The sequence below is a fragment of the Hydrogenophaga sp. genome (assembly GCF_011390835.1).
GTDB lineage: Bacteria > Pseudomonadota > Gammaproteobacteria > Burkholderiales > Burkholderiaceae_C > Hydrogenophaga.
On sequence record NZ_JAABRQ010000001.1, the window covers coordinates 43,785 to 69,514 of the forward strand.

A 25,730-nucleotide genomic window follows, 5' to 3' on the forward strand; every position below is an offset into this window, starting at 1 on the left:
GCCGCCGATCTGGATTTGCCAGTCGGCCAGTGCCGCCCCCTTGAGGGGGTGGCGCCGAAGGCGACGCGGGGGTGGTCAGGATGTGGCTCTGCGCAGTGTCTCCACCACCGGAGTTCGCAATACGCTGCGAAGGCCCCACCATCCAGCGGCGAGCGCCAGCAAAGCGCCAGCGGCGCTGCCCGCCAGCGGCACCAGGGGCGAAGCGGTCCAGGCAAATTCAAACGCATAGCGCGCCAGCGCCCAGCCCACGGCCACCGCCACTACCGAGGCCAGAAAGCCCGCCAGCAGCCCCACCCCAAGCAGCTCGATGCGCTGCACCTGGCGCAGCAGCCCAGAACTCGCCCCCACCGCGCGCAGGATGGCGAATTCGCGTTCGCGCTCTCCGCGCGTGGCGGTGATCGCCGCCAGCAGCACCACCAAGCCAGCCGCCAGCGTGAAGGCGAACAGGAATTCGATTGCGCTGATCACCTGGCCCAGCACCCGCTGCACCTGAGCGATGGTCTGGCTCATGTCGACGTTGGTGATATTGGGAAACGCGCGCACCAGGCTGTTGTCGAACTGCACATTGCCTTCGGGCGCTCTGAACGCGCTGATGTAACTCACTGGCACGTTGGGCAGCTCGGCCACCGGAAAGACCACGAAGAAGTTGACCCGCATCGAGCCCCAGTCCACCTTGCGCAAGCTCGTGATACGGCCTTCGGTGACTTGTCCAGCGATGTCGAATCCCAGGCGGTCACCGAGCTTCAGCCCCAGTTCTTCGGCCAGCCCTTCTTCCACGCTCAGCGCATCGGCTTCGTTCTCCGTCCAGCTGCCAGCGATCACCGGGTTGTGGGGCGGCAGCGTTGCAGTGTTGGACAGGTTGAATTCACGGTCGACCAGGCGTTGGGCGCGGTCGCTGGTGAAGTCGTCGGGCACCACCGTTTTGCCATTGATGCTCACCAGCCGGCCCCTGATCATAGGGAACCAGTCGAAGCGGTCCACACCCGAGTCGCGCAGTTGCTGCTGGAACGCATCACCCTGCTCGGGCTGCACGTTGATCACGAACCGGTTGGGCGCATCGGGTGGCGTGGCGTTGCGCCAGCTCGCAATGAGATCGGTGCGCAGCAGCACCAGCAGCACCAGCGCCATCAAGCCCACCGCCAGCGCGCTGATCTGGACCACCGCATAGGCCGGGCGAGCGCTGAGCTGGCGCGTGGCCATGATAAGCGCGCGCGGTGCGGTGGTTTCATTCACACTCGCGCGCAGCAGGCGCACCGCTGCGTAGCTGACCGCCGCAAACAGCAGCACCGCCGCCGCAAAGCCACCGACCGCGATCGCGCCCAGCAGCAAGTCTCGGCTGGCCGCCAGCAACAGCGCACCAAAACCGGCCACGCCCAGGCCCAGCACAGCCAAGGTGGCAGGCTTGAGCTGGCCCACGTCGCGCCGTATCACACGCAACGGAGGTACCTGGGCCAGTTGCAACACCGGCGGCAGGCCAAAGGCGAGCATCAGGGTCAGGCCCATGCCCAGGCCCAGCGCCACTGGTGCCAGACTGGGCGCAGGCAGACTGGCCTCCACCAGGCCGGCGAGCAGGACCACAAAGGCGTGATGCACTGCATAGCCCAGCGCCACGCCGAGCGCACTGGCAAACAAGCCGACCAGCGCAAACTCCAGCGTGTAGGCACGTGCCATCGACGCTTGCGACAAACCGAGAACGCGGAGCATCGCGCAGTCGTCCAGATGCCGCTGGGCGAAGCCTCGCGCCGCAATCGCAACCGCCACCGCGCACAAAAGCGCCGCCAGTAAAGCCACCAGATTCAGAAACTTTTCCGCCCGCGCCAGGGTTTGCTGCATCTCGGGCCGACCGCCCTGCAGCGATTCCAGCCGCATGCCGCGTACGCCAGGCTGTTCGATCTGCGCCTCAGCCCAGCGGGTGAACTCCGCCACCGGACCATCGTCCCCTGCCACGGCCAGCCGGTAGTTGAGCCGGCTCGCGGGCTGCACGAGGCCAGTGGCTGGCAGGTCGGCGGCGTTGATCATCACCCGCGGCGCAAAGCTCATGAAGCCAGCACCCCGGTCGGGCTCGACCACGATGACGCGGCTGAGTGTGAACGCAGCGTCGCCCAGCAACACCGGCTGCCCCACCTTCAGATCCAGCGCCACCAGCAAGGCCGCGTCGACCCAGGCCGTGCCCGGCGCGGGAATCTCGCGAGTCGCAATATCGACACCCTCAGGCGCCTCTGCCACGCGCACGCTGCCGCGCAGCGGATAGCCCTCACCTACCGACTTCAAGGCCACCAGGCGAGCTGCGCCACCCAGGTCGTCCGGTGCCCGCCCCATGGTGGGGAACCCCAGTGTTTGCGCAGTTTGCAAGCCCAGCGACTTGGCTTGGGCTTCAAACGCGGGCGGCGGCAGGTTGTCGCTGCTGAGCACCGCATCGCCGCCGATCAGCGCCCGCGCGTCGCGCGCCAGCCCGTTTTGTAGCCGGTCAGCAAAAAAGCCCACAGCCGTCAATGCCGCCACCGCCAGCGTCACCGCCAGCACCAGCAGCCTTAACTCACCCGCCCGCCAGTCGCGCCAGAGCGAGCGCCAGCCCAGTTGCCAAAAAGAAGGGGGTCGGTGTTCCATGGCGTGACCTTATCGCATCCGCCCCAGCCACGCCGGAAGCGGCCTTTTCAGCGCCAACTCAGGACAAGAGAGCCGCGACGACCCAAACGCCACGCAGGAAAGGGAATTCACACTCGAACGCAGCAAATCCGGCTCCGGTGGTCGGTCAGTTGCCCCTTGAGAGTCGGAGCGAACGACGGGGGTGGACCTACTTCGTCCCGAAAATCCGGTCCCCGGCATCGCCCAGGCCGGGCACGATGTAACCGTGTTCGTTCAGGCCCCGGTCGATGACAGGGGTGTAGATCGGCACATCCGGGTGGTGATCGTGGAAGGTGCGGATGCCCTCAGGGCAGGACACGAGGCAGACGAATCGGATCGAGCGGGGCCCGGTGGCCTTCAGCCGCGTCACTGCGGCCACCGCCGAATTGCCGGTGGCCAGCATGGGATCGAGCACGATCACGTCGCGCTCGCCCATGTCTTGTGGCATCTTGAAGTAGTACTCAACCGCCTTAAGCGTGGCTGGGTCGCGGTAGAGACCGATGTGACCCACTCGCGCGGCCGGTAATACCTGCAACATGCCATCCAGAAACCCGTTGCCGGCGCGCAGGATGGAAGCCAGCACCACCTTCTTGCCATCGATGATGCGCGAGGTCATGGTCTCCAGCGGAGTCTCGATCTGAATCTCCTGCATCGGCATGTCGCGTGTGAGCTCGTAAGCCAGCAGGATGCTGATCTCGTGCGCCAGCTCGCGAAAACTCTTGGTGCTGGTGTCCTTGCGGCGCATCAGCGTGAGCTTGTGCTGGACCAGGGGGTGGTTGATGACGTGAACGTCTCGGCTCATGAGGGGAGTCTCTGGTGAGGCTGCGCCGACTCGCGGCGATCACCCGCGGCGGTGAGCGGGCACCGGCTGTGGGCATGAACCACCCAAGTGTAGGACCGGCAGGTCCGGTTTCAGACGTCGCTGGAGATCCGTTCGCCTGCCACAAGGACCGAAGGCTCGGCGGGCATCGCATCCATGATCAGGCGCTGTGCATTCGCGTAGCAGAGGAAACGCTTGTTGGTGGCCCGCCCGATGGCGCACAAACCCACCTGCTGCGCCACATCCAGCCCCATCTGGGTGATGCCGCTGCGCGACACCACCACCGCCACACCCATCTGGGCCGACTTGATCACCATCTCGCTGGTCAGGCGACCTGTGGTGTAAAAGACCTTCTGCCCTCGCACGGCGCCCTCATCATCCTGTGAAGAGAGCTGGTTCAGGGCCATCCAGCCGGCAATGGTGTCCACCGCGTTGTGGCGCCCCACGTCCTCGACAAACAGCTGCAGCGAATCGTCCAGAAACAGCGCGCAAGCGTGCACCGAGCCCGCCGACTTGTAGGTGCTTTCCTTCAGGCGGATGGCATTGACGATGCCATAGAGCTGCGACTGGCGAAGCACCACGTCGTCAGGCAGGCGAATGCTGTCGATCTCGTCCATCAGATTGCCAAAGACGCTGCCCTGGCCGCAGCCTGTGGTGACCACCCGTTTGGCCGTGCGCTCTTCGATGCGGTCGATACCGTGGCGCGTTTTCACCGAAGCGGCGTTCACTTCCCAGTCGACCGTGATCGACTCGATCTCGTCTACAGAGCCCACGAGCCGCTGGTTGAGCAAGTACCCCAGCACCAGCCATTCCGGGTGGGCGCCAAGGGTCATCAAGGTCACCAGCTCCCGCTTGTCCACATACACCGTGAGATCGCGCTCGGCCGGGATGGACACGGTGCTGTGCTGCCCAAACTCGTTGACCACCGCCACCGCCTGGGTCAACGGCGCTCGGACCTGGGTCAAGGACGGCAGACGCACGCTGGTTGCGGCATCGGTCGGCTCAAGGGATGGGGTGGCAGTGGTGGACATGTCGTGGGAGAACAGCGCTGGTCGATCAGTATGAGGTCAGCTGCAAAAAGCCCGCTGGCATGAGGGCCACAAGGGCATAGCCAGTTTGGCAAGAAAAAAGGCCCGAAGGCCTATTTTCTGTGCACCGAAGCGATCGTCTGGCCGATGCTTCAGGACTTGGGCGCAGCCGGTGCCGCCGTTGGCCACACGAAGGGGCCCGGGTCATCGCAAGGTGCCGTGGCCACAGCGGGCTTGACGGTCTTGCCCGCGGTGGAAGCGTTCTTGAAATAGACGCTGGCGACCTTATCCTGCCACTGACAGAGCTTGTAGGCACCTACCTTGTTGCCGTGGGCGGCCTTGGCTTTGGTCTCAGCCGCTTTTGCCTTGGCAGCATCGTCCATGACCGGTGCAGGCAGCTTGGCCTGGACCGACACGGAGAACAACAAGGCGGACGCAAAAAGCAGGTGTTTCATGACAATGTTCCTGGGCTGTTTATTGAACCAAAGCGATCAGGCTTTGGCGGGCTCGCCGGTGGGGCCTTCCTGGCCTGGTGTGCGATGGGCAGGGATCTTGCCAGCCTTGATGTCGTCGTACCAGAGCTCGTGGTGCTCCTTGGCCCATGTCTCGTCAACATAGCCGGTCTTCATTGCCTTGTAAGCACCTTGCATGCCCACCGTACCCATGTAGATGTGGCCGATGAACATCGCCATCATCAAGACCGAGGCAACGGCATGGACCATGTTTGCAACTTGCATGTTGCCGCGGGTGTACTCAAAAACCGGTGCCAGATGGTTGAGGAAAAGGCCTGAGCCCACCACCACAAGTCCCAGCACGAAAACGCCGCCCCAGAACAGCACCTTTTCGCCTGCGTTGAAGCGGTGCGAGGGCACCTCTTGGTCGCCTAGCAGGCCACCGCCTTTGAGCAACCACGTGAGGTCGCCTTTGGATGGCAGGTTGTCGCGCACGAAGGTGAGGATCACGACCACCAGTGACACGGCAAACAGTGGTCCGGCAAAATTGTGCGCATTCTTCAGCGCGTAGGTCAACCAACCGAACAGGGTGCTGCCCATCACTGGCAGCAGGAAAAACTTGCCGAAGGCCATGACGATGCCGGAGACCGCCAGCACCACAAAAGCGATAGCATTCACCCAGTGCGCTGCGCGCTCTACGTAAGTGAAACGCTCAATCAGGCGACCGGTTTCCTGCCCATGAAGCGGAATCGTGCCTTTGCGCAGGTAAAACAGGCCAACCGCCACAAGGGCTATGACGATCAGCGAACCGCCATAAGGAATGATCCAGTTGTTGCGCACTTGGCGCCATGCCTCACCGGCGGTGGTGTAGCGCGATCCTGGGTACTGCACAAAACCCTGGATCATGTTGCCTGCTTCAAGATACGGGAGGCTGGTGACCCCCGTCACGCCCTTGCCCACATCCCGCCACATCGGCGCGTTGTTGCCGGGCTGGACCTGGCCTCGCTCGCCATTGGTTTGGTTGGCGTAGTTGGGGTCGGTGTCCGCACCCGGAGCGATCTCGAAAATGTTGGCGCTCTGGATGCCACCCGTCTGCGCCGCTGGCTTTGATGCCGCAGCGGCTGGTGGTGGATCGTCCTGAGCGGGTTCGACCTTGAGCGCCTGGGCCTGAGCCCAGCCGACACTCAGTCCCAGCAACGCAGCCGCTGCCAGTGAGCGCCAGCGGGTATTCGGTTGGAATGGCATGGGTGAAGCCTCAGGGTTGCTGCGCGCCGATGCGCTGGTAATCGTTCTGGCCATACTGGGCACGCGACTTGAGTTGCTGTTCCCAGCTACCCTTGTCGCCCGCCGTCCAGCCGCCCTGCGCATACTGACTCTGGCCCACGCCGGTGTAGGGAGCGCCGTCGCTCTTGATGGCTTGGCCAGTGGCATTTTCCTGAGCTTGTTGGCCACAGGCTGTGAGACCGAGCAACCCGGCAAAAGCTAGGGCGATGAGTGAAAAACGTCGCATCATGATTTCTGTCCTTGAGCCGTGCCGTAGGCGGTACCCCAGCCCCACACTTCGGCACCTTTGCCGCGCGTGACGACCCTGTTGCGGAAGATGTCGGCGACCACGTCACCGTCGCCGGCCAGAAGCGCCTTGGTCGAGCACATCTCGGCGCAGGCCGGCAACTTGCCTTCGGCCAGACGGTTGCGACCGTATTTGTCGAACTCATCCTGGCTGCCATGTGCCTCGGGGCCACCGGCGCAGAAGGTGCACTTGTCCATCTTCCCACGCACCCCGAAGGTTCCAGCGGAGGGGAACTGCGGCGCGCCAAACGGGCACGCGTATGAGCAGTAGCCACAACCAATGCAGACGTCTTTGTCATGCAGCACCACACCTTCGTCGGTGCGGTAGAAGCAGTTGACCGGGCAGACTGCCATGCAGGGTGCATCGCTGCAGTGCATACAGGCCACCGAGATCGACTTTTCGCCGGGCACACCGTCATTGAGGGTGACCACGCGGCGGCGGTTCACTCCCCATGGCACCTCGTGCTCGTTCTTGCAGGCAGTAACGCAGCCGTTGCACTCAATGCAGCGCTCGGCGTCGCAGATAAATTTCATTCGTGCCATCGTGGTCTCCTCAAGCTTTTTCGACGTTGCAAACGGTGGACTTGGTCTCTTGCATCATGGTCACGATGTCGTAACCATAGGTAGTGGCGGTGTTGACCGCCTCACCGCGAACCACAGGCATCGCGCCATCCGGGTAGTAGGGCTTCATGTCAACGCCCTGCCAGTGACCCGAGAAGTGGAACGGCAGGAACACCGTATCGGCGCTGACGCGCTCGGTCACAAGGGCCTGCACGTTGATGCGCGCGCCGGTCGGGCTGGTCACCCAGACACGTTCACCGTTGCGGATACCGCGCGCCGAAGCCGTGGCCGGGTTGAGCTCGACAAACATCTCCTGCTGCAGTTCGGCCAGCCAAGGATTGGAGCGCGTCTCTTCGCCACCACCCTCGTACTCGACCAGACGACCAGAGGTCATGATCAGCGGGAATTTCTCGTGCACCTTGTCGTCGATGTTTTTCTGCTGCAGCGACTTGTACAGGATGGGCAGACGCCAGCGTGTCTTCTGGTCGTCGTGGCTGGGGTACTTGGCCACGAGGTCCGGGCGGATTCCGTAGAGCGCCTCGCGGTGCTGAGGAATCGCATCGGGGAAGTTCCAGACCACGGCGCGCGCCTTGGCGTTACCAAACGGATGGCAGCCGTGAGCCATGCAGACACGCTGGATGCCGCCAGAGAGGTCGGTCTTCCAGTTCTTGCCGTCGGCTGCCGTCTTCTCGGCGTCGGTCAGGTCATCCCACCAGCCCAGCTTCTTGAGCAAGACGTGGTCGAACTCGGGATAGCCGGTGGTGATTTCAGCACCCAGCGAGTGCGAACCGTCCTCTGCCAGCAGGCTCACACCATCGCGCTCAACGCCGAAGTTGGCGCGGAAGTTGCCGCCACCCTCCATAACGTGCTTGGAGGTGTCGTACAGGTTGGGCGAACCTGGGTGCTTGATGGCAGCGGTACCGAAACAGGGCCACGGCAGACCGAAATAGTCACCGCTCATGTCGTAGCCGGTCTCCTTGTCAACCACCGTGCCCTTGCACTTGAGCGATTTCACGTCGAACGCACCCATGTTGCGCATGTGAGCCTTCAGACGCTCGGGAGTCTGGCCTGTGTAGCCAATGGTCCAGACCGAAGCGTTGATCTCACGCAGGATGTCCTCGACCACGGGCTCGTCCATACCCTTGACCTGTTTCATCTTGAAGTTCTTGGACAGCTCAGCACCAAAGCCGAGCTTTTCGGCGAACTGGTGCATGATCATGTGATCGCTGCGGCTCTCCCACAGCGGCTCAATGACCTGTTCGCGCCACTGGATCGAGCGGTTGGACGCGGTGCACGAACCGCTGGTCTCGAACTGGGTGGCCGCTGGCAGCAGGTACACCGCGCGGTTCGGGTTCAGGTCTTCCGGTTTGCCGGGCATGGCCGCCATCGACGCGGTGGCCGACGGGTACGGATCGACCACCACCAGCAGGTCCAGCTTGTCCATCGCGCGCTTCATCTCCAGACCGCGAGTCTGCGAGTTGGGCGCGTGGCCCCAGAAGAACACACCGCGCAAGTTAGCGTCCTGGTCGATCAGCTCGTTGTTCTCCAGCACACCGTCGATCCAGCGAGACACCGTGATGCCGGGCTTGGTCATCATGCCTTCGGCGTACTGGGATTTGATCCAGTCGAATTCGACACCCCACACTTTGGCGTAGTGCTTCCAGGAACCCTCGGCCAGGCCGTAGTAGCCGGGCAACGAATCGGGGTTGGGACCTACGTCGGTGGCGCCCTGCACGTTGTCGTGACCGCGGAAGATATTGGTGCCGCCGCCGCTCTTGCCGATATTGCCCAGGGCCAGTTGCAAGATGCAGGATGCGCGCACCATCGCGTTGCCAATGGTGTGCTGCGTCTGGCCCATGCACCAGACAATGGTGCCGGGCGAGTTGTCCTTGAGCATCTTGGCGACCTTCAGCACCTGTGCCTCAGGCACGCCGCAGGCCTCTTCCACCTTGTCCGGCGTCCACTTGGCCATGACGTCGGCCTTGACCGCCTCCATGCCGTAGACCCGGTCATTGATGTACTGCTTGTCCTCCCAGCCGTTCTTGAAGATGTGGTGCAACACACCAAAGAGGAACGGAATGTCCGAGCCCGAGCGGATGCGAACAAACTCGTCGGCCTTGGCCGCGGTGCGGGTGAAGCGCGGATCAACCACGATCATCTTGCAGCCGATTTCCTTGGCATGCAGCATGTGCAGCATGGACACAGGGTGGGCTTCAGCGGCGTTCGAGCCAATGTACAGGGCAACCTTGCTGTTCTGCATGTCGTTGTACGAGTTGGTCATCGCGCCGTAGCCCCAGGTGTTGGCGACACCGGCCACCGTGGTGGAGTGACAAATGCGCGCTTGGTGGTCACAGTTGTTCGTACCCCAGAAGCTCACGAATTTGCGCAGCAGGTAGGCCTGCTCGTTGTTGTGCTTGGAAGAGCCAACAAAGTAAACCGAGTCGGGGCCGCTGGCCGTGCGCAGCTCTTTCATCTTCGCGCTGATCTCTTCCAGCGCAGTGTCCCAGCTGATGCGCTGGTACTTGCCGTTGACCAGCTTCATCGGATAGCGCAGGCGGTACTCGCCGTGGCCGTGCTCGCGCAGGGCTGCACCCTTCGCGCAATGTGCACCGAGGTTGATGGGCGAATCGAACACCGGTTCCTGCCGGGTCCAGACGCCGTTTTCAACGATGGCATCGGTCGCGCAGCCCACCGAGCAGTGCGAACACACGGTGCGCTTGACCTCAATCTTGCCGGTGCCGTCAGCGGACTTCGCGCCGGCAGCGTCGGCCTTCTTCACCAGCGCGAGCTGCGAGGCAGCCAGTCCGACACCAACGCCCAGACCGGAGCGGCGCAGGAAGCCACGACGGTCCATGGTGGGCAGGGCGGCCGAGAGGCCGCGCTGAAGGCTGTGCACGAGCGAGGTGTGCGAGCGGGCGCCGTGGGCACCGGGGGATTTTTTGGTCAGCATCATGTCGAATCTCCTCTGCGGCTCAGATCATCGTGGTCTTGTAATACTGCTTGACGTGTTCGGTCAGGCTGTAGCCGCCGCCACGCTCGGGGGCGGGCTTGCTTGCCACGCTCGGTGCTGCTCTGTCCACCGCCTTGGGCAACACGGTGGCGACTGCCGCCAGCGCTCCCACGGTAGACGCTCCGGCAAACAGAGTGCGACGGTTAAGTTTGGGGGGGGTTTGGCGTGGCGCAGGGGTCTTAGGCTGGCTCATGCAGGTCTCCTGGTTGAACACAACCCCGGCGATGCGATCACAACGCTTGCGGGGTTTTTGCATATGCGAATCTAGCCTGCCGTCTGTCCCCGCGCAAGCCAGACAAACCCCCTGTGCGGAGCTGATGCGTGCTTCCAACGCGATAGCACCCGATGCTGCAGCGCACCACCGGCCGGCACGATGTGCATTGCAGCGAATTCCGTGCCATAAGCACCGGCTTATGCCCTTGCCTCCTGCTGCCACATGATGTGCGTCAACGGTGAAGGAGTGTCACTGTGGGGTCGATGCGTTAAGCATCGAGGCAACGCCGGCTGATCAATCGAGTGCACAGACGACGCGCGCCCACACCGTCAGCCTGTCGCTGCGTGTTGCGACAATTTGTCGCATCAAGGAGCCCGATTGAGCAGCGAAATAAACCTTGTCGCCGGCACACCCACCGGCAATACCCAAGTGATTTGATCGACTTCATCCGTAGAATCCGGCCCGGTGGAACACCTCAACATCCCCGCATCGCCCGAAAAATCGCTGGAAGGCTGGCCCGACTGGTCGATCCTCATCGTCGACGACGAGCAGGGCATGCTCAATTTTCTGGTCAAGACCCTGGCGCCGCGCTGCCATTTCGTCATGAGCGCGTCGAGCGCTGAAGAAGGCATGGACTGGCTGCGGGGACATCATGTGGACTTGGTGATCCTGGATATTTCATTGCCCGGCAAGAGCGGCGTCGCCTGGCTCAAGGAACTGCGCGAGCAAGGCTTCACCGGCGAGGTGATCCTGATCACCGCCTTCGCCGATCTGGAGACCGCCATCGAAGCGCTTCGCGCCGGCGCGTCGGACTTTGTGCTCAAACCGTTTCGCGTGCCGCAGATCCTCAACTCGGTGAAACACTGTCACGAGCGCTCGCGCCTGCGGCGCGAAAACTTCGTGCTGCGGCGGGCCCTCACTTCGCCTCGCGCTGGCGGCCCCAGCCTGGTCGGCAGCTCCGAGCCTATGAACGCGTTGCGAGAGTCCATCGCACGTGTGGCGCCCATGCCGAGCACCGTGCTTCTGCAGGGCGAGTCCGGCACCGGCAAAGAACTGGTGGCCCGCGAACTGCATGCCCAGAGCCCGCGCGCGGCCCACCCCTTTGTGCCCGTGAACTGCGCGGCGGTCTCGCCAGATCTGATCGAAAGCGAGCTCTTCGGTCATGCACGCGGCGCCTTCACCGGCGCGACTCGGGCGCGAGAAGGCCTGTTCCACTATGCACAGGGCGGCACCCTCTTTCTGGATGAGGTGGCCGAGCTGCCAGTGGCCATCCAGGCCACGCTGCTGCGCGCGATCGAAGACCTGAAAATCCGGCCGGTGGGCAGCGAACAGCTGATGTCGGTGAACCTGCGCGTCATCGCTGCCACCAACCGCCGTCTGAGCGACGCAGTCGCAGCGGGGCGCTTCCGGCAAGACCTTTTCTTCCGCCTGCAAGTGGTGGACCTGACGCTGCCACCACTGCGCAGTCACAAGACCGATATCCCCGCGCTGGTGGCCCATTTCATGGACCAGCTCGCGCCGGCGCTGGGCGTGCCGCCACTGCAGATCACCGACACCGAGATGGTCTTTCTTCAGCAGTACCACTGGCCGGGCAATGTGCGCGAGCTGCGCAACCTGATCGAGCGCTCGCTGATCCTGGGCAGCCTCAACGTCTCGGCGCTCTACCCCGGCGAATCGCCGCGCCCCGCCGACGCGGGTGCACCCACCGACCTTCACACGCTGGAGAAGCGGCACATCCTGTCGGTGCTGGAATCGGTGCAGGGCGACAAGACGCAGGCCGCGCAGCTGCTGGGCGTCTCGCGCCGCACGCTGGAGCGACGCGTACTGGAATGGGGCCTGCCGCCCGGCAGCGGCCGCTGATGGCCCGGCATACCGCGCGTTGGCTCACCGGCTCGGTACGCAACAAGCTGCTGGCGATCGCGCTGCTGCCGTTGCTGGTGGTGTTTCCGCTCATGCTGCTGGCGCTGGCACTGTGGGGCAATGCGGCCTACGACCGCCTGCTGATCACCAAGGTGCGCAGCGACCTCGCGGTGGCCCGCGGCTACTTCGATCAGGTGCTAACCGAAGTCGGCTCGGGCACGCAAGGCGTGGCGGATTCGCGCGCCCTGTTCGATGCCTGGCAGGCGCTGCACAACGCACCCGGCTCGGCCAAGGCCGCACCCACCAGCGCCTTGGCACAGCAGCTGAGCGCCGCGCGCGCGCGGCTGGGGCTGGACCTGCTGGTGCTGTACGACGCGCAAGGTCACGCCATCGCTCGCGACCAGATCGACGCAACGACCGATCTGCCGCCCATGCCCACCGCCCTAGCGCTGGCATCGCAAGGCACGCGTGCACGGCCTCAGGCGCGTTTACTGCTGCTCGGGCCGGAGGCGCTGGCCGCGCTGGCGCCGCAGCTGCGGCCCCGCGTGATGGTGCCGCTGGTGCCGACCCGCAACGCCGCGCCCACCGACCGCAGCGCCGAAGACCGGGCCATGGTGGCGCTCACCAGTGTGCCGGTGCGAGACGGCGCTGGCCAAACGGTGGCCATGGTGGTCGGCGGGCTGCTGCTCAACCAGAACCTCGATTTCATCGACCACATCAACCGCATCGTCTACCCCGACGGCTCGCTGCCTTTTGGCAGTCAGGGCACGGCAACGCTGTTTCTCGACGACGTGCGCATCACCACCAACGTGCGCCTGTTCCAGGACCAGCGCGCCATCGGCACACGTGTCTCTCAGACGGTGCGCGACCGGGTGCTGGGCCAGGGCCAGACCTGGCTGGCGCGCGCTTTTGTGGTGAACGACTGGTACGTCTCGGCCTACGAGCCGCTGCTCGACGCCGCTGGCCAGCGCATCGGCATGCTTTACGTGGGTTTTCTGGAGCAACCGTTTCGCCTGGTGCGCTATGCCCTGCTCGCGGTCACCGGCCTGATCTTCCTGCTGGCCATGGCAGTGTCAGCCTGGTTCTCGCTGCGCTGGGCGCGCAGCATTTTCCGGCCGGTGGAGCAGATGAACCGCACCATGCAGCGGGTGGAAGACGGTGAGGCTCATGCCCGCGTCGGCGGTTTGCCGGTGCACGACGAACTGGGTGCGCTGGCGGGTCACCTGGACCAGCTGCTCGACGTGATCGACGACAAGACCCGTGCCCTGCAACGCTGGGGCGACGAGCTCGATCTCAAGGTAGCCGAGAGAACCCAAGCGCTGGAGGCCAGCAACGCGTCGCTGCAGCTAGCTCAACAGCAACTGGTCAAGAGCGAAAAGCTGGCGGCCATCGGCCAGCTCACCGCCAGCATCGCCCACGAGGTCAACAACCCGATAGCGGTGATGCAGGGCAACCTGGATCTGATGCGCGAGACCCTGGGCGCGCAGGGCGTGACGGTGCGCGACGAGTTGCGCCTGATGGACGAGCAGATCGAGCGCATGCGCCTCATCGTCACCCAGTTGCTGCAGTACGCGCGCCCCACCGAATATGCGGGCTATACCGAAGCGCTGGATGTCAACCAGCTGGTCGACGACTGCCTGGTGCTGGTGCAGCACCTGCTCGCCAAGACCGGCATCGAGGTGCAGCGCGACCTGCGCGCCATACACACGGCCGGCGTCAACCGACAGGAGCTGCAGCAGATCGTGATCAACCTGCTGATCAACGCCATCCAGGCCATGCCAGAGGGCGGCGTGTTGCGGCTGAGCACACATGACCTGCCGGACGGCGTGGCGCTCACGGTGCAGGACTCTGGCCCCGGTCTTTCCCCCGCGGTGATGGAGCGGCTGTTCCGCCCGTTCTTCACCACCAAGAACGACGGCAACGGCCTGGGACTGTGGATCAGCGTGGGGCTGGTTGAGCGCTATGGCGGCAGCCTGGCGGCCAGCAACCGCAGCGATGGTTTGACTGGCGCGATCTTCACGCTCAACCTGCTCAGCGAACCTCAGGCACCGGCTGCGGCCAGCACCCAGGACGGGCACCCGGGTCCGCAGTCAGGCTAGGGCCTGTTCACACCATTTTTCTATGCGGAAACAGGTCCTAGGCCAGCAGGTCGAAGCCCTGGGTCTCCACGCTCACAAAGGCCCGGGTGAAGCCAGCCAAGGCGGCGTAGAAGCGCGCTTTGGGATGGGCGGCGATGGCATCGGTCATGTCGTTCACCCACGGCTGCACATGCGTGGTGAAAAATTTCTGTTGCTGCGACAGATTGGAAACCGACACATCGTCACCGGCGATCAGGAAGCGCATCACCTCGCACAGATACGCGATGTGGTCCTCGGTTTCGGGCATGCGCTCGTCGCGCGCCAGCCCCAGTGCCGCGAGATCGCCGCGCAGCTGGGCAAGCGGCTTTTCGTTCAGAAACCCGCTCAGGAAGTGCGAACCAAACAGGTAGAGCTCGGGCTTGCCCACGCCACCGAACAAATCGTCGTACTCATTCACCACCGATGCATCGTCCTGTACACGGGCCGCAGCGACCAGCTCGCGCCAGGGCTCTTCCAGAAAACCACCGGCCGCCGGTGCTTCGGTCACCGCCACGCGCAACTGCGCCATCAGCTCGGCAGATGGCGGGGCGTAGTACAGGGCAGCCAGCAGGCCATAGACCTCGGCGCGTGCGGTCTCTTCGTCGAGCGCGGAGGAGACAGGGATCGGATCGTTCATCGGTTTTTCCGTTTTCGGTTGAAGCATCACCACACAGCCACGCAGGCCAAGGTGCTATGCAGAACACGCCGTGGAACCGGCTTCGCCGGGCCAAAGGCGTGGTCCCCCTGCGGCAAAAATGCGCAGCGGCGCAGGGGTTTCACAAGTCTGTGATCTTGGGCTGGTTCGGGTTGGAATAGATATCGACCACGCGGCAGTCGCCACACATCTTCAGCCGCTCCAGCGCCTCGCCCTGGAACATCGCGTGGCCCGAGAGCTTGGCCAGCATGACCTCGACACCCTTGAGCGTGCCGAACGGTTTGCGGCAACGGATGCACTCGTAGGGTTGGGCTTCGTTGAGCACGCGCGGCTGCTTGCGCTGGTCGGCCAGCCACAGGCGGGGTTGCAGCTTGATGGCATCTTCCGGGCAGGTGGTGACGCACAGACCGCATTGCACGCAGTTCTTTTCGATGAAGCGCAGCTGCGGTCGATCGGGGTTGTCCTGCAGCGCGCTGGCCGGGCACGCGCTGACGCAGCTCAGACACAGGGTGCAAGTATCGCGGTTCACCTCAATCGTGCCCAGCGGGGAAGCCGCCGGCAACGCAATCGCCTCAGGGCGCGGTGTGAAGCGCACGCTGTCTTGCAGCAGGTGATCGAGCGCCAGCTCCAGCGTGGCGCGCTTTTCGGCCTGCACGGCAAAGCTGGCGCGCCGTGCCACGCCTTGGGCGGGCGGCGCAGCCAGGGTCGCGTCCAGGGCCGGCAGCTCGCGCGCATCGCGCACCTCGATCACGCGGAAATGTTCGCCGCTGTAACCCAGCCCGCTGACGATGGCCTGGGCCACCGCCATCTGCTCGCGCACCGCATCGCGGTACTGCGGCGCTTCTTCGCCCGTCATCAGCACCCAGACCTGCGACGCACCGTAGGCAAACGCGGTCAGCCAGAGATCCACGCCCACCGAGGCGGTGTGCCACAACGGCAGCGGGATCACCCGCGCCGGCACGCCGCGCACCGCTTTGTCGAGCACGGCCATGCGGCCCAGGTCGTTCACCAGATCCGACCCTGCTTCCTGGCTGTGCAGCAGCAGCGCCGCATCCTGGCCACCAGCCTTCTGGTAGGTGGCCAGCAGGGTGCGCAGCTTCACGCCTTGTTCGCTGGCACGCGGGTAGGCATAAGTGAGTGCGCCGGTGGGGCAGACGGTGGTGCAGGCGCCGCAGCCGACGCACAGATTGGGGTTGACGACGATCTGGTTCTTCTTGAGGTCGCTGGTGATGGCCGACGCAGAACAGATGTCGACGCAGGCGTTGCAGCCCACCTGCTCGTTGCGGCCATGGGCGCAGATCTTCTGCTTGTAGTTGAAGAAGCGCGGCTTCTCGAATTCGCCCACCAGGTCGCGCAGCTTGATCAGAGCGCCGAGCGCCGGCGCACTGTCGAGCCCGGCGGGCAGATGGAAATAGCCCTGGGGCACCGCGTGCTGGCTGAAGGCGGGGGTTTCCCGCAGGTCGAGCACGAGATCAAAACTGTCTTCGTGGGACTGGGGATCGCGACCAAACTGGATCGCGCCCACCGCCTCGCACGCGGTGACACAGGCGCGGTGCGAGCGGCAGCGGTTCATGTCGATCTGGTAGTCCAGACCAATGGCGCCTTCCGGGCAGGCGGCCACGCAGGCGTTGCAGCGCGTGCAGAGATCAAGGTCGATCGGGTTGCTGGTGCTGCGCACCAGGGTGAATGCGCCCAGCCAGCCACGCAGACTGGTGACCTCGCCGGCCAGCACCGGGTAGCGCCGTGCCTGCGAGCCCGAGCCGCCGGTGGCCAGCAGCGTCACATCCAGCACGTCGCTTACCTGGGCGGCTGCGCGCTCGGCAGCCTCCAGCGGGCCGATGATGAGCAGACGCCCGGCGCTCTCGTAGCCCACCGTGCCAACCGGCTCGGCGTCGGGCAGCCGCGCCAGCGCCAGCAGCGCCGCCATCTTGGGCGTAGCCTTGGCCGCATCGCGACTCCAGCCCCCGGTCTCGCGGATGTTGACAAAACGGATCGGGCGCACGTCCAGCGACACCGCGCCTTCGGTCTCGCCTGCCAGTTCGGTGAAAAGCCGGCTTTCCTGGGTGCAGGCGACCACCAGATCGTCGGGGTTGCGCGCGGCCTTCTGAAAGGCGGGCGCGTCGCGCCGGCACAGCGTGGTGTGCAGCGTCAGGTCTTCATCCAGTGCTTCGCCCAGCGCCTTCGCGTTCAGGGGCATGGTCTGGTTGCAATTGCAGATCAACGTGGTCATTGGGTGGGGTCTGTGGTGATTCGCTCGCGGCGGCGACGGTGTCAGCTGGCGGCTCCGTCGATTCGGCGGTGGGGGAAAGTTCGCGTGTCTCGGGCGTTGCGGCCACTTGCGCCGCGTCTGACGCAGGCGAAGCAATGGCAGGCGCTACCTTCACTTCGTTCGGATCGTCGACCAACTTGAGGAACTGGGCACCCACCATCTTGGCCATCATGGCGGCCGACAGCGGGCTGGGCTGGGAATAATCGTCAATGTAGATGTCCAGGCCATCCATCACGTTGTAGTGGGGGTCGGTAAACAGCTTTCTCACCGCGGCGTTACGCACCTCGGGCGACACGCTGCGTCCCACGAAGCGCTTGAAGTCGGACTGTGGTGTGAGCTCGGCCACGTCTTCCAGCGTGGGTGGCGGGGGAGCTGGCTGCTCAGCCTCCGCAGGCGACTCGACGGGCACCGCGGCCTGCACGCCTGAAGGAGCGACAGGCGGTGCCACGCGCGGGACCGGCGGCGCCGGCTCGGCAGGCAGCGGATCGCCGCTGCGCACCTGCACCTTGCGCCGCGACCAGCGGCTGAAAAAGTTGTCGTCGTCTTCGATCACCATATCAGTGGGATGTCGTGTGAGCCGGCATTGTCTTGGTGCGGTGGCGATCGGCTCGGCCGCGGGCCGCTTGCAGGAAGGCGCTCATCATCGGGCCGCTGTCAAGCAGGCCCTGCGTTTCTTCGCCTGGAGTGAGGTGGAACTCCGGGTGCCATTGCACGCCGAGCACGAATGACGGGCCTCGGTGGCGGATGGCCTCCACGATCCCATCCACCGGCGAGCGCGCCTCCACGTCCAGACCGTCACCCAGCCGGTCCACACACTGATGATGGATGCTGGTGACCTGGTGCGGGCGATCATCGCCATACAGCTGCGCCAGCGACGACCCGGCAACAAACTGCACCTCGTGCATCAGGCGGTCGTATCGCTGGGTGTCCTGGTGCACCAGGGCACCAGCGCGCATGCTGGGGATGTCCTGCACCAGCGTGCCGCCGAAGCACACATTGATGAGCTGTGCGCCCCGACAGATGCCGAGTACGGGCTTGCCAGCTTCGATGAAGGCGCGCAGCAAGGCCAGTTCGTACCGGTCGCGAATGGCGTCGCCAGCCCAGGCCGGGTCGGCCAACGTGCCGCCGTAGCTTTCGGGACAGATATCGATACCGCCCTGCAGCACCAGGCCATCGAGCAGGTCCACGATGTCGGAGACCGGCGCGCGGTTCACAGACAGCGGACTTTCTTCGTCGATGAAGGGCACCATAAGCGCGATCGCCCGGTGCGCCATGATCCAGTGCGCCATCGAGCTCTCCAGAAACTGCAGCCGCTTTTGCGGCAGACCCAGACCCGGGGGTGGGTCGTGCAACAGGCGTGCGCTGATGCCGATGCGCAGCGTCATGCACCGCTCCCGGGCGGGCGAGGCCCATGCACCTTCTCGGTGGAAATGCGAACCGGCTGGCCAAAGCGATCTGTCAGCGGTTTGAAACTGTCGGGCCGCTTTCGGCGTTTGGGCTCGGCCTGGTAATGCTCGGCCACAAAACCGCGCAGCCAGTCCACCACGGGAGCCGGCGCGGCTACCTGATCGACCCGCTCCTGGGCATCGAGCCAGCGGCCTGCATCGTGGTAGCTCAGCGTGACGACCTGGGGTACGGCCACCGGCTCACCATCGATCAGGCGGGCTTCGTCGAGGCGCCAGAAGACCCAGAAACACGGCTTGGGGCTGGAGAGATTGAGGAAGTAGCCTTCGGCGTCATCGCGAAACAGCGTGACGCGCCGCCCGGGGTACAGCCAGTACGACGCACCGGCCACCGCCGCAGTGCCTTCCAGCGGCGACACCTCACGCGTCTCGGCAGGTGGCGCCTCGGCGTCGGCGCCCGACCAAGCGGGCTCGCCGGTCAGCAGCACATCGCTCAGCACCCAGCGCCAGGGTTGCCAGCGCGCCATCGGACCGACCACGGGCTCACGCCGCATGACCACATCGACGTCCAGTACGGGTCGTCCGGATCGCAACGTAGAAGGGGAGGGATCAATATCCATGTAAACACTCACTGTACGCCAAGCACTCACGGCGCAAAGTCCGTATCAGCCCTAAGCCAGCACAGCGCGTGAGGTGATGCCGGCTACCTGAGACCTGAGACGATCTCTAAGCCCTCAGGTGTCCTTGGACACCTTGATGCTGGGGAACTTGCTGGAGAAGTCCTTGGACTTGGCTGCGATCTTGATCGCGAGCTGGCGCGCCACTGTCTTGTAGATGCCGGCGATTTCGCCATCGGGATCGGCCACCACGCTGGGCATGCCGCTGTCGGCCTGGACACGGATGCTCATGTTCAGCGGCAGGGCGCCCAGGTAGTCCATGCCGTACTCGGCAGCCATGTTCTTGCCGCCATCGGCGCCGAAGATGTGCTCGGTGTGGCCACACTTCTCGCACACGTGCACCGCCATGTTTTCGACGATGCCCAGGATGGGCACGCCCACCTTCTCGAACATCTTGATGCCCTTGCGCGCGTCGAGCAGGGCGATGTCCTGCGGCGTGGTCACGATCACCGCGCCGGTCAGCGGCACGCGCTGCGACAGGGTGAGCTGGATGTCGCCAGTGCCGGGGGGCATATCGACAATCAGGTAGTCGAGGTCTTTCCAGTTGGTCTGGCGCAGCAGCTGCTCCAGTGCCTGGGTGGCCATGGGGCCGCGCCAGATCATGGCTTCGTCGCGGTCGATCAGGAAGCCGATCGAGATCACCTGCACCCCGTAGTTCTCCAGCGGCTCCATGCTCTGGCCGTCGCTGCTTTCGGGCCGGCCCTCCAAGCCCATCATCATGGGCTGACTGGGGCCATATATGTCGGCGTCCAGGATGCCGACCTTGGCGCCTTCGGCGGCCAGCGCCAGCGCGAGGTTGACGGCGGTGGTGCTCTTTCCCACGCCGCCCTTGCCCGAGGCCACGGCGACGATGTTTTTCACCTGCGGCAGCAACTGCACGCCGCGCTGCACCGCATGCGCGGCGATCTTCACCACCAGGTTGGTCGAGACGTTGTCCACGCCCGGCACCGCCTTGGCAGCTGAGATCAGGGCCCGGCGCAGCGCCGGGATCTGGCTCTTGGCGGGGTAGCCCAGCTCGACGTCGAAAGCCACATCGCCCTCGGTGATTTGCAGGTTCTTGACCGCCTTAGTGCTCACGAAGTCGCGGCCGGTGTTGGGGTCGGTTACGGCCTGCAGGGCGTTCAGCAGCGCTTGTTGGTCTACGGCCATAGGGGCTTGTCTCCTGTGCGGAAAATCGGGATCGGTGGCGGGGTGCCGCGGTAGGGCAACCGAGAAGTCTACCCGCCCGCCCGCCGCCTCGCATAAACCCGGCCGGCATGTGGGCATGGGGGCCGCCACGGGGCCGTCCGCGCTCCGGTCAAGGGGCGGTGCGCTGGCCCGCGCCCTAAAATGAACGGTTCCCCCGCACGAGAGCCACCCCCATGAGTCAGCCGCGACGCCTGTTCGTCACCACCGCCCTGCCCTACGCCAACGGCCATTTCCACATCGGCCACATCATGGAATACATCCAGGCTGACATCTGGGTGCGGTTCCAGCGCATGCAGGGGCACCAGGTGCACTTCGTCTGCGCAGACGACGCCCATGGCGCGCCGATCATGATCGCAGCCGACAAGGCGGGCAAGACGCCGCAGCAATTCGTGGCCGACATCGCGGCCGGGCGCAAGCCCTACCTGGACGGTTTTCACATTGCCTTCGACAACTGGCACAGCACCGACGCGCCCGAGAACCACGACCTGGCGCAAGACATCTACCGCGCGCTCAAGGCCAACGACCTGATCGAGACCCGCAGTATCGAACAGTTTTTCGACCCCGAGAAGAACATGTTCCTGCCCGACCGCTTCATCAAGGGGGAGTGCCCGAACTGCCACGCCAAGGACCAGTACGGCGACAACTGCGAGGTCTGCGGCAAGGTCTACAGCCCCACCGATCTGATCAACCCCTACTCGGCCCTCTCGGGCGCCAAGCCGATCCTGCGGACTTCGGAGCACTTTTTCTTCAAGCTGTCCGACCCGCGCTGCCTGGCCTTCCTGGACCAGTGGACGCAAAGCGGCGCGGTGCAGCCCGAGGTACTCAACAAGATTGCGGAGTGGATCGAGCCGGGCCCGGACGGCAAGCCCAAGATGGGCGACTGGGACATCAGCCGCGACGCGCCTTACTTCGGCATCGAGATCCCTGACGCGCCGGGGAAGTATTTCTATGTGTGGCTGGACGCGCCCATTGGCTATCTGGCTTCGCTGAAAAACTATTTCGACAAGGGCGGCGCCAAGGCAGCCTGTGGCGAAACGCGGTCCTACGAGGAATTCATGGCCGATCCGGCCACCGAGCAGTACCACTTCATCGGCAAGGACATCATCACCTTCCACACCCTGTTCTGGCCTGCCACGCTGCACTTCAGCGGGCGCAAGGTGCCCAACGCCGTGTTCGTACACGGCTTTCTCACCATCAACAACGGCGAGAAGATGAGCAAGAGCCGGGGCACCGGGCTGGACCCGCTGAAGTACCTGAGCCTGGGCATGAACCCCGAGTGGCTGCGCTACTACCTCGCGGCCAAGCTCACGGCGAAGAACGAAGACGTGGATTTCAACGCCGAAGACTTCATGTTGCGCGTCAACGCCGATCTGGTGGGCAAGTACATCAACATCGCTTCGCGCGCAGCGGGCTTCATCGCCAAGCGGTTTGGTGGCCAGCTCGGCGCCGTTTCGGCCGACGGTGATGCCTTGCTCGACCATCTGCAAAGCGCCGCGCCGCAGATCGCCGAGCTGTACGCCGAGCGCGAATACGCCAAGGCGCTGCGCGAGGTGATGGCCCTGGCCGACCGGGTGAACGCCTACGTGGACCAAAACAAGCCCTGGGAGCTTGCCAAGCAGGCCGGCATGGACGGCCGGCTGCAAGACGTGTGCAGTGCCTGCATTGAAGCGTTCCGCCTGCTCTCGCTCTACCTGAAGCCGGTGCTACCAGCGCTGGCCTCACAGGTTGAGGCCTTCTTGAAGGTGGAGCCGCTGAGCTTCGCCGACGCGGGTCGCTTACTGGGCGCGGGGCACAGCATTGGCGCATATCAGCACCTCATACAGCGCGTCGACGTGAAGCAGCTCGACGCACTGTTCGAGCCTCCACCGGCAGCCGACGAGCCCAAGGCCTTGCCCGGTGGCGAAGCCATCGCCGAGACCATCAGCATCGACGACTTCGCCAAGATCGACCTACGCATCGCGCAGATCGTCAACTGCGAAGCAGTCGAGGGTTCGACCAAGTTGCTGCGCCTCACGCTGGACGTGGGTGAAGGCCAGACGCGCAATGTGTTCAGTGGCATCGCCAGCGCCTACCAGCCGCAAGATCTGGTCGGCAAGCTCACGGTGATGGTGGCCAACCTCGCGCCGCGCAAGATGAAGTTTGGACTGAGCGAAGGCATGGTGCTCGCCGCCAGCCATGGCGACGAGAAGGCCGAGCCTGGCATCTACATCCTCAACCCCTGGCCAGGCGCCCAACCGGGCATGCGGGTGCGCTGAGGCCTGCGCGCCCGATGTTCGCACCCATCCGTGGCTTCACTGGCCTCCGGCGCACGCCTCAGACCGACCTGAAGCTCGGCTCGGTGCTCGCCTTCGTGGCTGGTGCGATCAACGCGGGGGGGTTCCTGGCGGTGGGGCAGTACACCTCGCACATGACCGGCATCGTGTCGACCGTGGCAGACCACCTGGTGCTCGGTCAGTTTGTGCTGGCTTTTTCCGGTCTGGTGGCGCTGCTGGCATTTTTGCTGGGCGCCATGTGCACCGCCTGGCTGGTGAACTGGGGCATGCGACTGCAGCTGCTCAGCGCCTACGGCCTGCCACTCGTGGTGGAAGCGGCGCTGCTGCTGGTGTTTGGCCTGTTCGGTGCCGCGATCGGCCTGGTGCACGCGGTGTTCCTGCCGCTGACCGTGCTGCTGTTGTGCTTCATCATGGGCCTGCAAAACGCGGTCATCACCAAAATTTCGCATGCACGCATCCGCACCACGCACGTCACCGGTCTGGTCACCGATCTGGGCATCGAGCTGGGAAAACTGCTGTATGTGAACCGCAACGCTGGCATGCAGCCGGTGCGCGCAAACCGGCAACGCCTGAGGGTCCACCTGCAGCTCATCGGCTGCTTTCTTGGTGGCGGCGTGATGGGTGCGCTGGGCTTCAAGTACCTGGGCTACCTGAGCACCGTGCCGCTGGCGGCCCTGTTGCTACTGCTGGTGCTGCGCCCCCTGCTGGACGACTGGCAGCGCCTGCGGCGAGCCTGAATCACTCAGTTGGGCTGCAGGTCAGGGTCGATCACCGACCCGGTCGACAGCACCTTGAAGTCGCGGTCGAACACCACCGTGAAGATTCTGGAGTCGCTGGTGTTCGGACCATCGAGGTAGCGCCAGTCGTAATGCGTTTCGCGCTTGAGCTCATACGGCGTGATCTTCATCGGCTTGCCCAGCATCTGGCGCACCGCCTCCATCGGCATACCGACCTCGATGCGCGCGAAGTTCTCGGGCCTGAGCACCTGGCGCAACGCCGCCATCTTGCCGTCGGCACCGATGGTGATCATGTAGTTGACGTGGCCAGCGGGCTGGCGGTTGTACTCATAGATCTGCGCGCCGTCCGGTCCGTCCCATATCGCCTCGGGTGTGCCGAATCTCTCACGCACATCGGCCTCGGTGGACACACCCTCCTCCAACTCGCTGATGGCCTGCGGATCGCAGGCCGCCAGCGTGAAGGCGGCCAGCAGAGCCATGGCCCATCGAAGAAGGGCGGGTGGGCACGGGGAATTGAGAGCGGTCATGGCGTTGGAGGATGGACCCGGGAAACTCAGTGTAAACCCCGACTCCGCGAGTACCGGCGCGTCAGCCAACGCGAGCGTTGCCATCGGTAACATCGCAGCACCATGCTCCAGCTACCTGCCCTGGCCTCCTTCCGCCCACGCCTGATGCACGACCTGAAAGGGTACGACCGTGATCGGCTGTTCAAGGATGTGGGTGCCGGCGCCACCGTGGGTATCGTGGCGCTGCCGCTGGCCATGGCGTTTGCGATTGCCAGCGGACTCAAGCCCGAAGCCGGCCTGTGGACGGCGATCATCGCCGGCTTCATCATCTCGGCACTGGGCGGCACCTCGGTGCAGATCGGCGGCCCGGCTGGCGCCTTCATCGTCATCGTCTACGGCATCGTCGAGCGCTACGGCGTGGCCAACCTGCTGATCTCCACCGCCAGCGCCGGGGTGCTGCTGTTCCTGCTCGGCCTGTTCCGCCTGGGCACGCTGGTGCGTTATGTGCCAGTGAGTGTGGTGATCGGCTTCACCAACGGCATCGCGGTGCTGATCGCGCTGTCGCAGGTACGCGACCTGCTGGGACTGGAGATCGCCAAGATGCCAGCCGATTTCTTCGCGCAGATTGGCACCCTCGCCGGCCACCTCCAGAGCTTCAATCCCTATGCCTTGGGGCTCGGGGTGGTGTGCATCGTGGGCCTGTTCGCCTGGCCCCGCCTGTGGGCGGTGGACTCCCAGTTTCGCCGACAGCTGGACCAGATCCAGACTGTGAGTGCGCTCAGAGCCACCTCTCGGCTACCCGCCCCCGTGGTGGCGCTGATCACGCTGTCGCTGCTGGCCTGGAGCCTGCAGATGCCGGTGGAAACCATCGGCACCCGCTTCGGTGGCATTCCGCAGAACCTGCCAGCGTTCGCGCTGCCCGAATTCTCCTGGGAAACGGCCAAGCTGCTGGTCACGCCCACCCTCACCATCGCCCTGCTCGGCGCCATCGAATCCCTGCTCTGCGCGCGGGTGGCCGACCAGCTCAGCGACACGCCCAAGCACGACCCCAACCAGGAACTGATGGCCCAGGGCATTGCCAATGCGGTGGTGCCCTTTTTTGGTGGCATGCCTGCTACCGGCACCATCGCCCGCACCGTGACCAACATCCGCGCCGGTGCCACCTCGCCCGTGGCCGGCATGGTGCACGCGGCTTCCCTGGCAGTGGTGGTGCTGCTGGCCGCGCCGCTGGCCCAGCACATCCCGCTGGCGGTGCTCGCGGGGGTGCTCATGTTCGTGGCCTGGAACATGGGAGAGTGGCGCGAGTTCAACCGCATGAGGCAGTTCAGCAACCACTACCGGCTGATGATGGTCGCGACCTTTCTGGTCACCATCGTGTTCGACCTCACGGTGGCAGTGGAACTCGGGCTGGTGATGGCGGTGGTGTTGTTCGTTCGGCGCCAGAGTGAAATCTTCCGCGCCGACGTCGTCGCCGAGGCCGATCAACAGATCACCTTCCAGCTCTATGGCTCGCTGTTCTTCGGTGCAGTGGCCAAGATCGACCCCATCGTGTCGCAGGTCGAGCAGGCGAGCGGGCCGGTGAACGTGGTGCTCGACGCCACCCGCCTGATTTCGCTAGATACCAGTGGCCTCGACGCGCTGGAGAGTCTTCACAAAGCGATCACGAAACGCGGGGGTCGCCTCGAATTTGTGGGCCTGAACGAGCAGCCGCGCTCGCTAATGGAGCGTTCCGGTTTTGCCGAGCGCCTGCGCGAACCCGCCTGATC

General features: G+C 64.6%; 21 protein-coding genes. 5 read left to right on the plus strand and 16 right to left on the minus strand.

Annotation, left to right across the window (positions count from 1 at the left end):
• Window positions 1-75: 75 nt before the first annotated feature.
• The 9 genes from GPT34_RS00205 to GPT34_RS00245 all read right to left on the minus strand — a co-directional run bounded on the left by GPT34_RS00205 (window position 76) and on the right by GPT34_RS00245 (window position 10,258).
• Window positions 76-2,607 carry an FtsX-like permease family protein gene (locus tag GPT34_RS00205; protein WP_291008058.1) on the minus strand — a complete coding sequence of 844 codons (2,532 nt, stop codon included), beginning with the start codon at window positions 2,605-2,607 and terminating at the stop codon, window positions 76-78.
• Window positions 2,608-2,794: 187 nt separating this feature from the next.
• Window positions 2,795-3,427, minus strand: coding sequence for a uracil phosphoribosyltransferase (gene upp, locus GPT34_RS00210; RefSeq protein ID WP_291008061.1), 633 nt, complete (start codon window positions 3,425-3,427; stop codon window positions 2,795-2,797).
• Window positions 3,428-3,537: 110 nt separating this feature from the next.
• The gene (locus GPT34_RS00215; RefSeq protein WP_291008064.1) at window positions 3,538-4,476 is read right to left on the minus strand and encodes a formate dehydrogenase accessory sulfurtransferase FdhD; all 939 of its coding nucleotides are present in this window, start codon (window positions 4,474-4,476) and stop codon (window positions 3,538-3,540) included.
• Window positions 4,477-4,625: 149 nt separating this feature from the next.
• On the minus strand, window positions 4,626-4,928 hold the full coding sequence (locus GPT34_RS00220) for a hypothetical protein (RefSeq protein ID WP_291008067.1): 303 nt from the start codon (window positions 4,926-4,928) through the stop codon (window positions 4,626-4,628).
• Between the two features lie 36 nt (window positions 4,929-4,964).
• The gene (locus GPT34_RS00225) at window positions 4,965-6,170 is read right to left on the minus strand and encodes a formate dehydrogenase subunit gamma (RefSeq protein WP_291008070.1); all 1,206 of its coding nucleotides are present in this window, start codon (window positions 6,168-6,170) and stop codon (window positions 4,965-4,967) included.
• Window positions 6,171-6,180: 10 nt separating this feature from the next.
• Complete coding sequence (locus tag GPT34_RS00230; protein ID WP_291008074.1) at window positions 6,181-6,438, minus strand: hypothetical protein; 258 nt, start codon at window positions 6,436-6,438, stop codon at window positions 6,181-6,183.
• Window positions 6,435-7,037, minus strand: a complete 603-nt coding sequence (gene fdh3B, locus GPT34_RS00235; RefSeq protein WP_291008077.1) for a formate dehydrogenase FDH3 subunit beta — start codon at window positions 7,035-7,037, stop codon at window positions 6,435-6,437. The genes GPT34_RS00230 and fdh3B overlap by 4 nt, the downstream gene beginning before the upstream one ends.
• Before the next feature lie 10 nt (window positions 7,038-7,047).
• Entirely contained in the window at window positions 7,048-10,008 is a 2,961-nt protein-coding gene (locus GPT34_RS00240; RefSeq protein WP_291008080.1) for a formate dehydrogenase subunit alpha, read from the minus strand.
• Window positions 10,009-10,027: 19 nt separating this feature from the next.
• Window positions 10,028-10,258: a formate dehydrogenase gene (locus tag GPT34_RS00245; RefSeq protein WP_291008083.1), complete on the minus strand. Its 231-nt coding sequence runs from the start codon at window positions 10,256-10,258 to the stop codon at window positions 10,028-10,030.
• A gap of 486 nt (window positions 10,259-10,744) precedes the next feature.
• Here GPT34_RS00245 and GPT34_RS00250 point away from each other — a divergent pair, with 486 nt between their 5' ends.
• Window positions 10,745-12,139: a sigma-54 dependent transcriptional regulator gene (locus tag GPT34_RS00250; RefSeq protein ID WP_291008087.1), complete on the plus strand. Its 1,395-nt coding sequence runs from the start codon at window positions 10,745-10,747 to the stop codon at window positions 12,137-12,139.
• Window positions 12,139-14,238, plus strand: coding sequence for a cache domain-containing protein (locus tag GPT34_RS00255; RefSeq protein ID WP_291008089.1), 2,100 nt, complete (start codon window positions 12,139-12,141; stop codon window positions 14,236-14,238). The genes GPT34_RS00250 and GPT34_RS00255 overlap by 1 nt, the downstream gene beginning before the upstream one ends.
• 37 nt (window positions 14,239-14,275) lie before the next feature.
• On the opposite strand, the gene GPT34_RS00260 is transcribed toward GPT34_RS00255, so the two are convergent.
• The 6 genes from GPT34_RS00260 to apbC form a co-directional block, all read right to left on the minus strand.
• Window positions 14,276-14,893: a molecular chaperone TorD family protein gene (locus GPT34_RS00260; protein ID WP_291008092.1), complete on the minus strand. Its 618-nt coding sequence runs from the start codon at window positions 14,891-14,893 to the stop codon at window positions 14,276-14,278.
• Between the two features lie 139 nt (window positions 14,894-15,032).
• Complete coding sequence (locus tag GPT34_RS00265) at window positions 15,033-17,108, minus strand: 4Fe-4S binding protein (protein ID WP_291008988.1); 2,076 nt, start codon at window positions 17,106-17,108, stop codon at window positions 15,033-15,035.
• The gene (locus tag GPT34_RS00270; protein ID WP_291008095.1) at window positions 17,068-17,736 is read right to left on the minus strand and encodes a DUF3306 domain-containing protein; all 669 of its coding nucleotides are present in this window, start codon (window positions 17,734-17,736) and stop codon (window positions 17,068-17,070) included. Before GPT34_RS00270 ends, GPT34_RS00265 begins: the two co-directional genes overlap by 41 nt.
• A gap of 1 nt (window position 17,737) precedes the next feature.
• The gene (locus tag GPT34_RS00275) at window positions 17,738-18,565 is read right to left on the minus strand and encodes a gamma-glutamyl-gamma-aminobutyrate hydrolase family protein (protein ID WP_291008098.1); all 828 of its coding nucleotides are present in this window, start codon (window positions 18,563-18,565) and stop codon (window positions 17,738-17,740) included.
• Complete coding sequence (locus GPT34_RS00280) at window positions 18,562-19,203, minus strand: DUF3305 domain-containing protein (RefSeq protein ID WP_291008101.1); 642 nt, start codon at window positions 19,201-19,203, stop codon at window positions 18,562-18,564. Before GPT34_RS00280 ends, GPT34_RS00275 begins: the two co-directional genes overlap by 4 nt.
• Window positions 19,204-19,317: 114 nt before the next feature.
• The gene (gene apbC, locus GPT34_RS00285) at window positions 19,318-20,409 is read right to left on the minus strand and encodes an iron-sulfur cluster carrier protein ApbC (protein WP_291008103.1); all 1,092 of its coding nucleotides are present in this window, start codon (window positions 20,407-20,409) and stop codon (window positions 19,318-19,320) included.
• Between the two features lie 212 nt (window positions 20,410-20,621).
• On the opposite strand from apbC, the gene metG reads away from it, so the two are divergent.
• Together metG and GPT34_RS00295 are read left to right on the plus strand one after the other, a co-directional pair.
• Entirely contained in the window at window positions 20,622-22,703 is a 2,082-nt protein-coding gene (gene metG / locus GPT34_RS00290) for a methionine--tRNA ligase (protein WP_291008106.1), read from the plus strand.
• Between the two features lie 14 nt (window positions 22,704-22,717).
• Window positions 22,718-23,458: a YoaK family protein gene (locus GPT34_RS00295; RefSeq protein ID WP_291008109.1), complete on the plus strand. Its 741-nt coding sequence runs from the start codon at window positions 22,718-22,720 to the stop codon at window positions 23,456-23,458.
• Between the two features lie 5 nt (window positions 23,459-23,463).
• Here the strand turns inward: GPT34_RS00295 and bamE are convergent, their stop codons facing one another.
• Window positions 23,464-23,937, minus strand: coding sequence for an outer membrane protein assembly factor BamE (gene bamE, locus GPT34_RS00300; RefSeq protein ID WP_291008113.1), 474 nt, complete (start codon window positions 23,935-23,937; stop codon window positions 23,464-23,466).
• Between the two features lie 150 nt (window positions 23,938-24,087).
• On the opposite strand from bamE, the gene GPT34_RS00305 reads away from it, so the two are divergent.
• Window positions 24,088-25,728 (plus strand): SulP family inorganic anion transporter, encoded by a 1,641-nt coding sequence (locus GPT34_RS00305; RefSeq protein ID WP_291008116.1) that lies wholly within the window; start codon window positions 24,088-24,090, stop codon window positions 25,726-25,728.
• Window positions 25,729-25,730 lie beyond the last annotated feature (2 nt).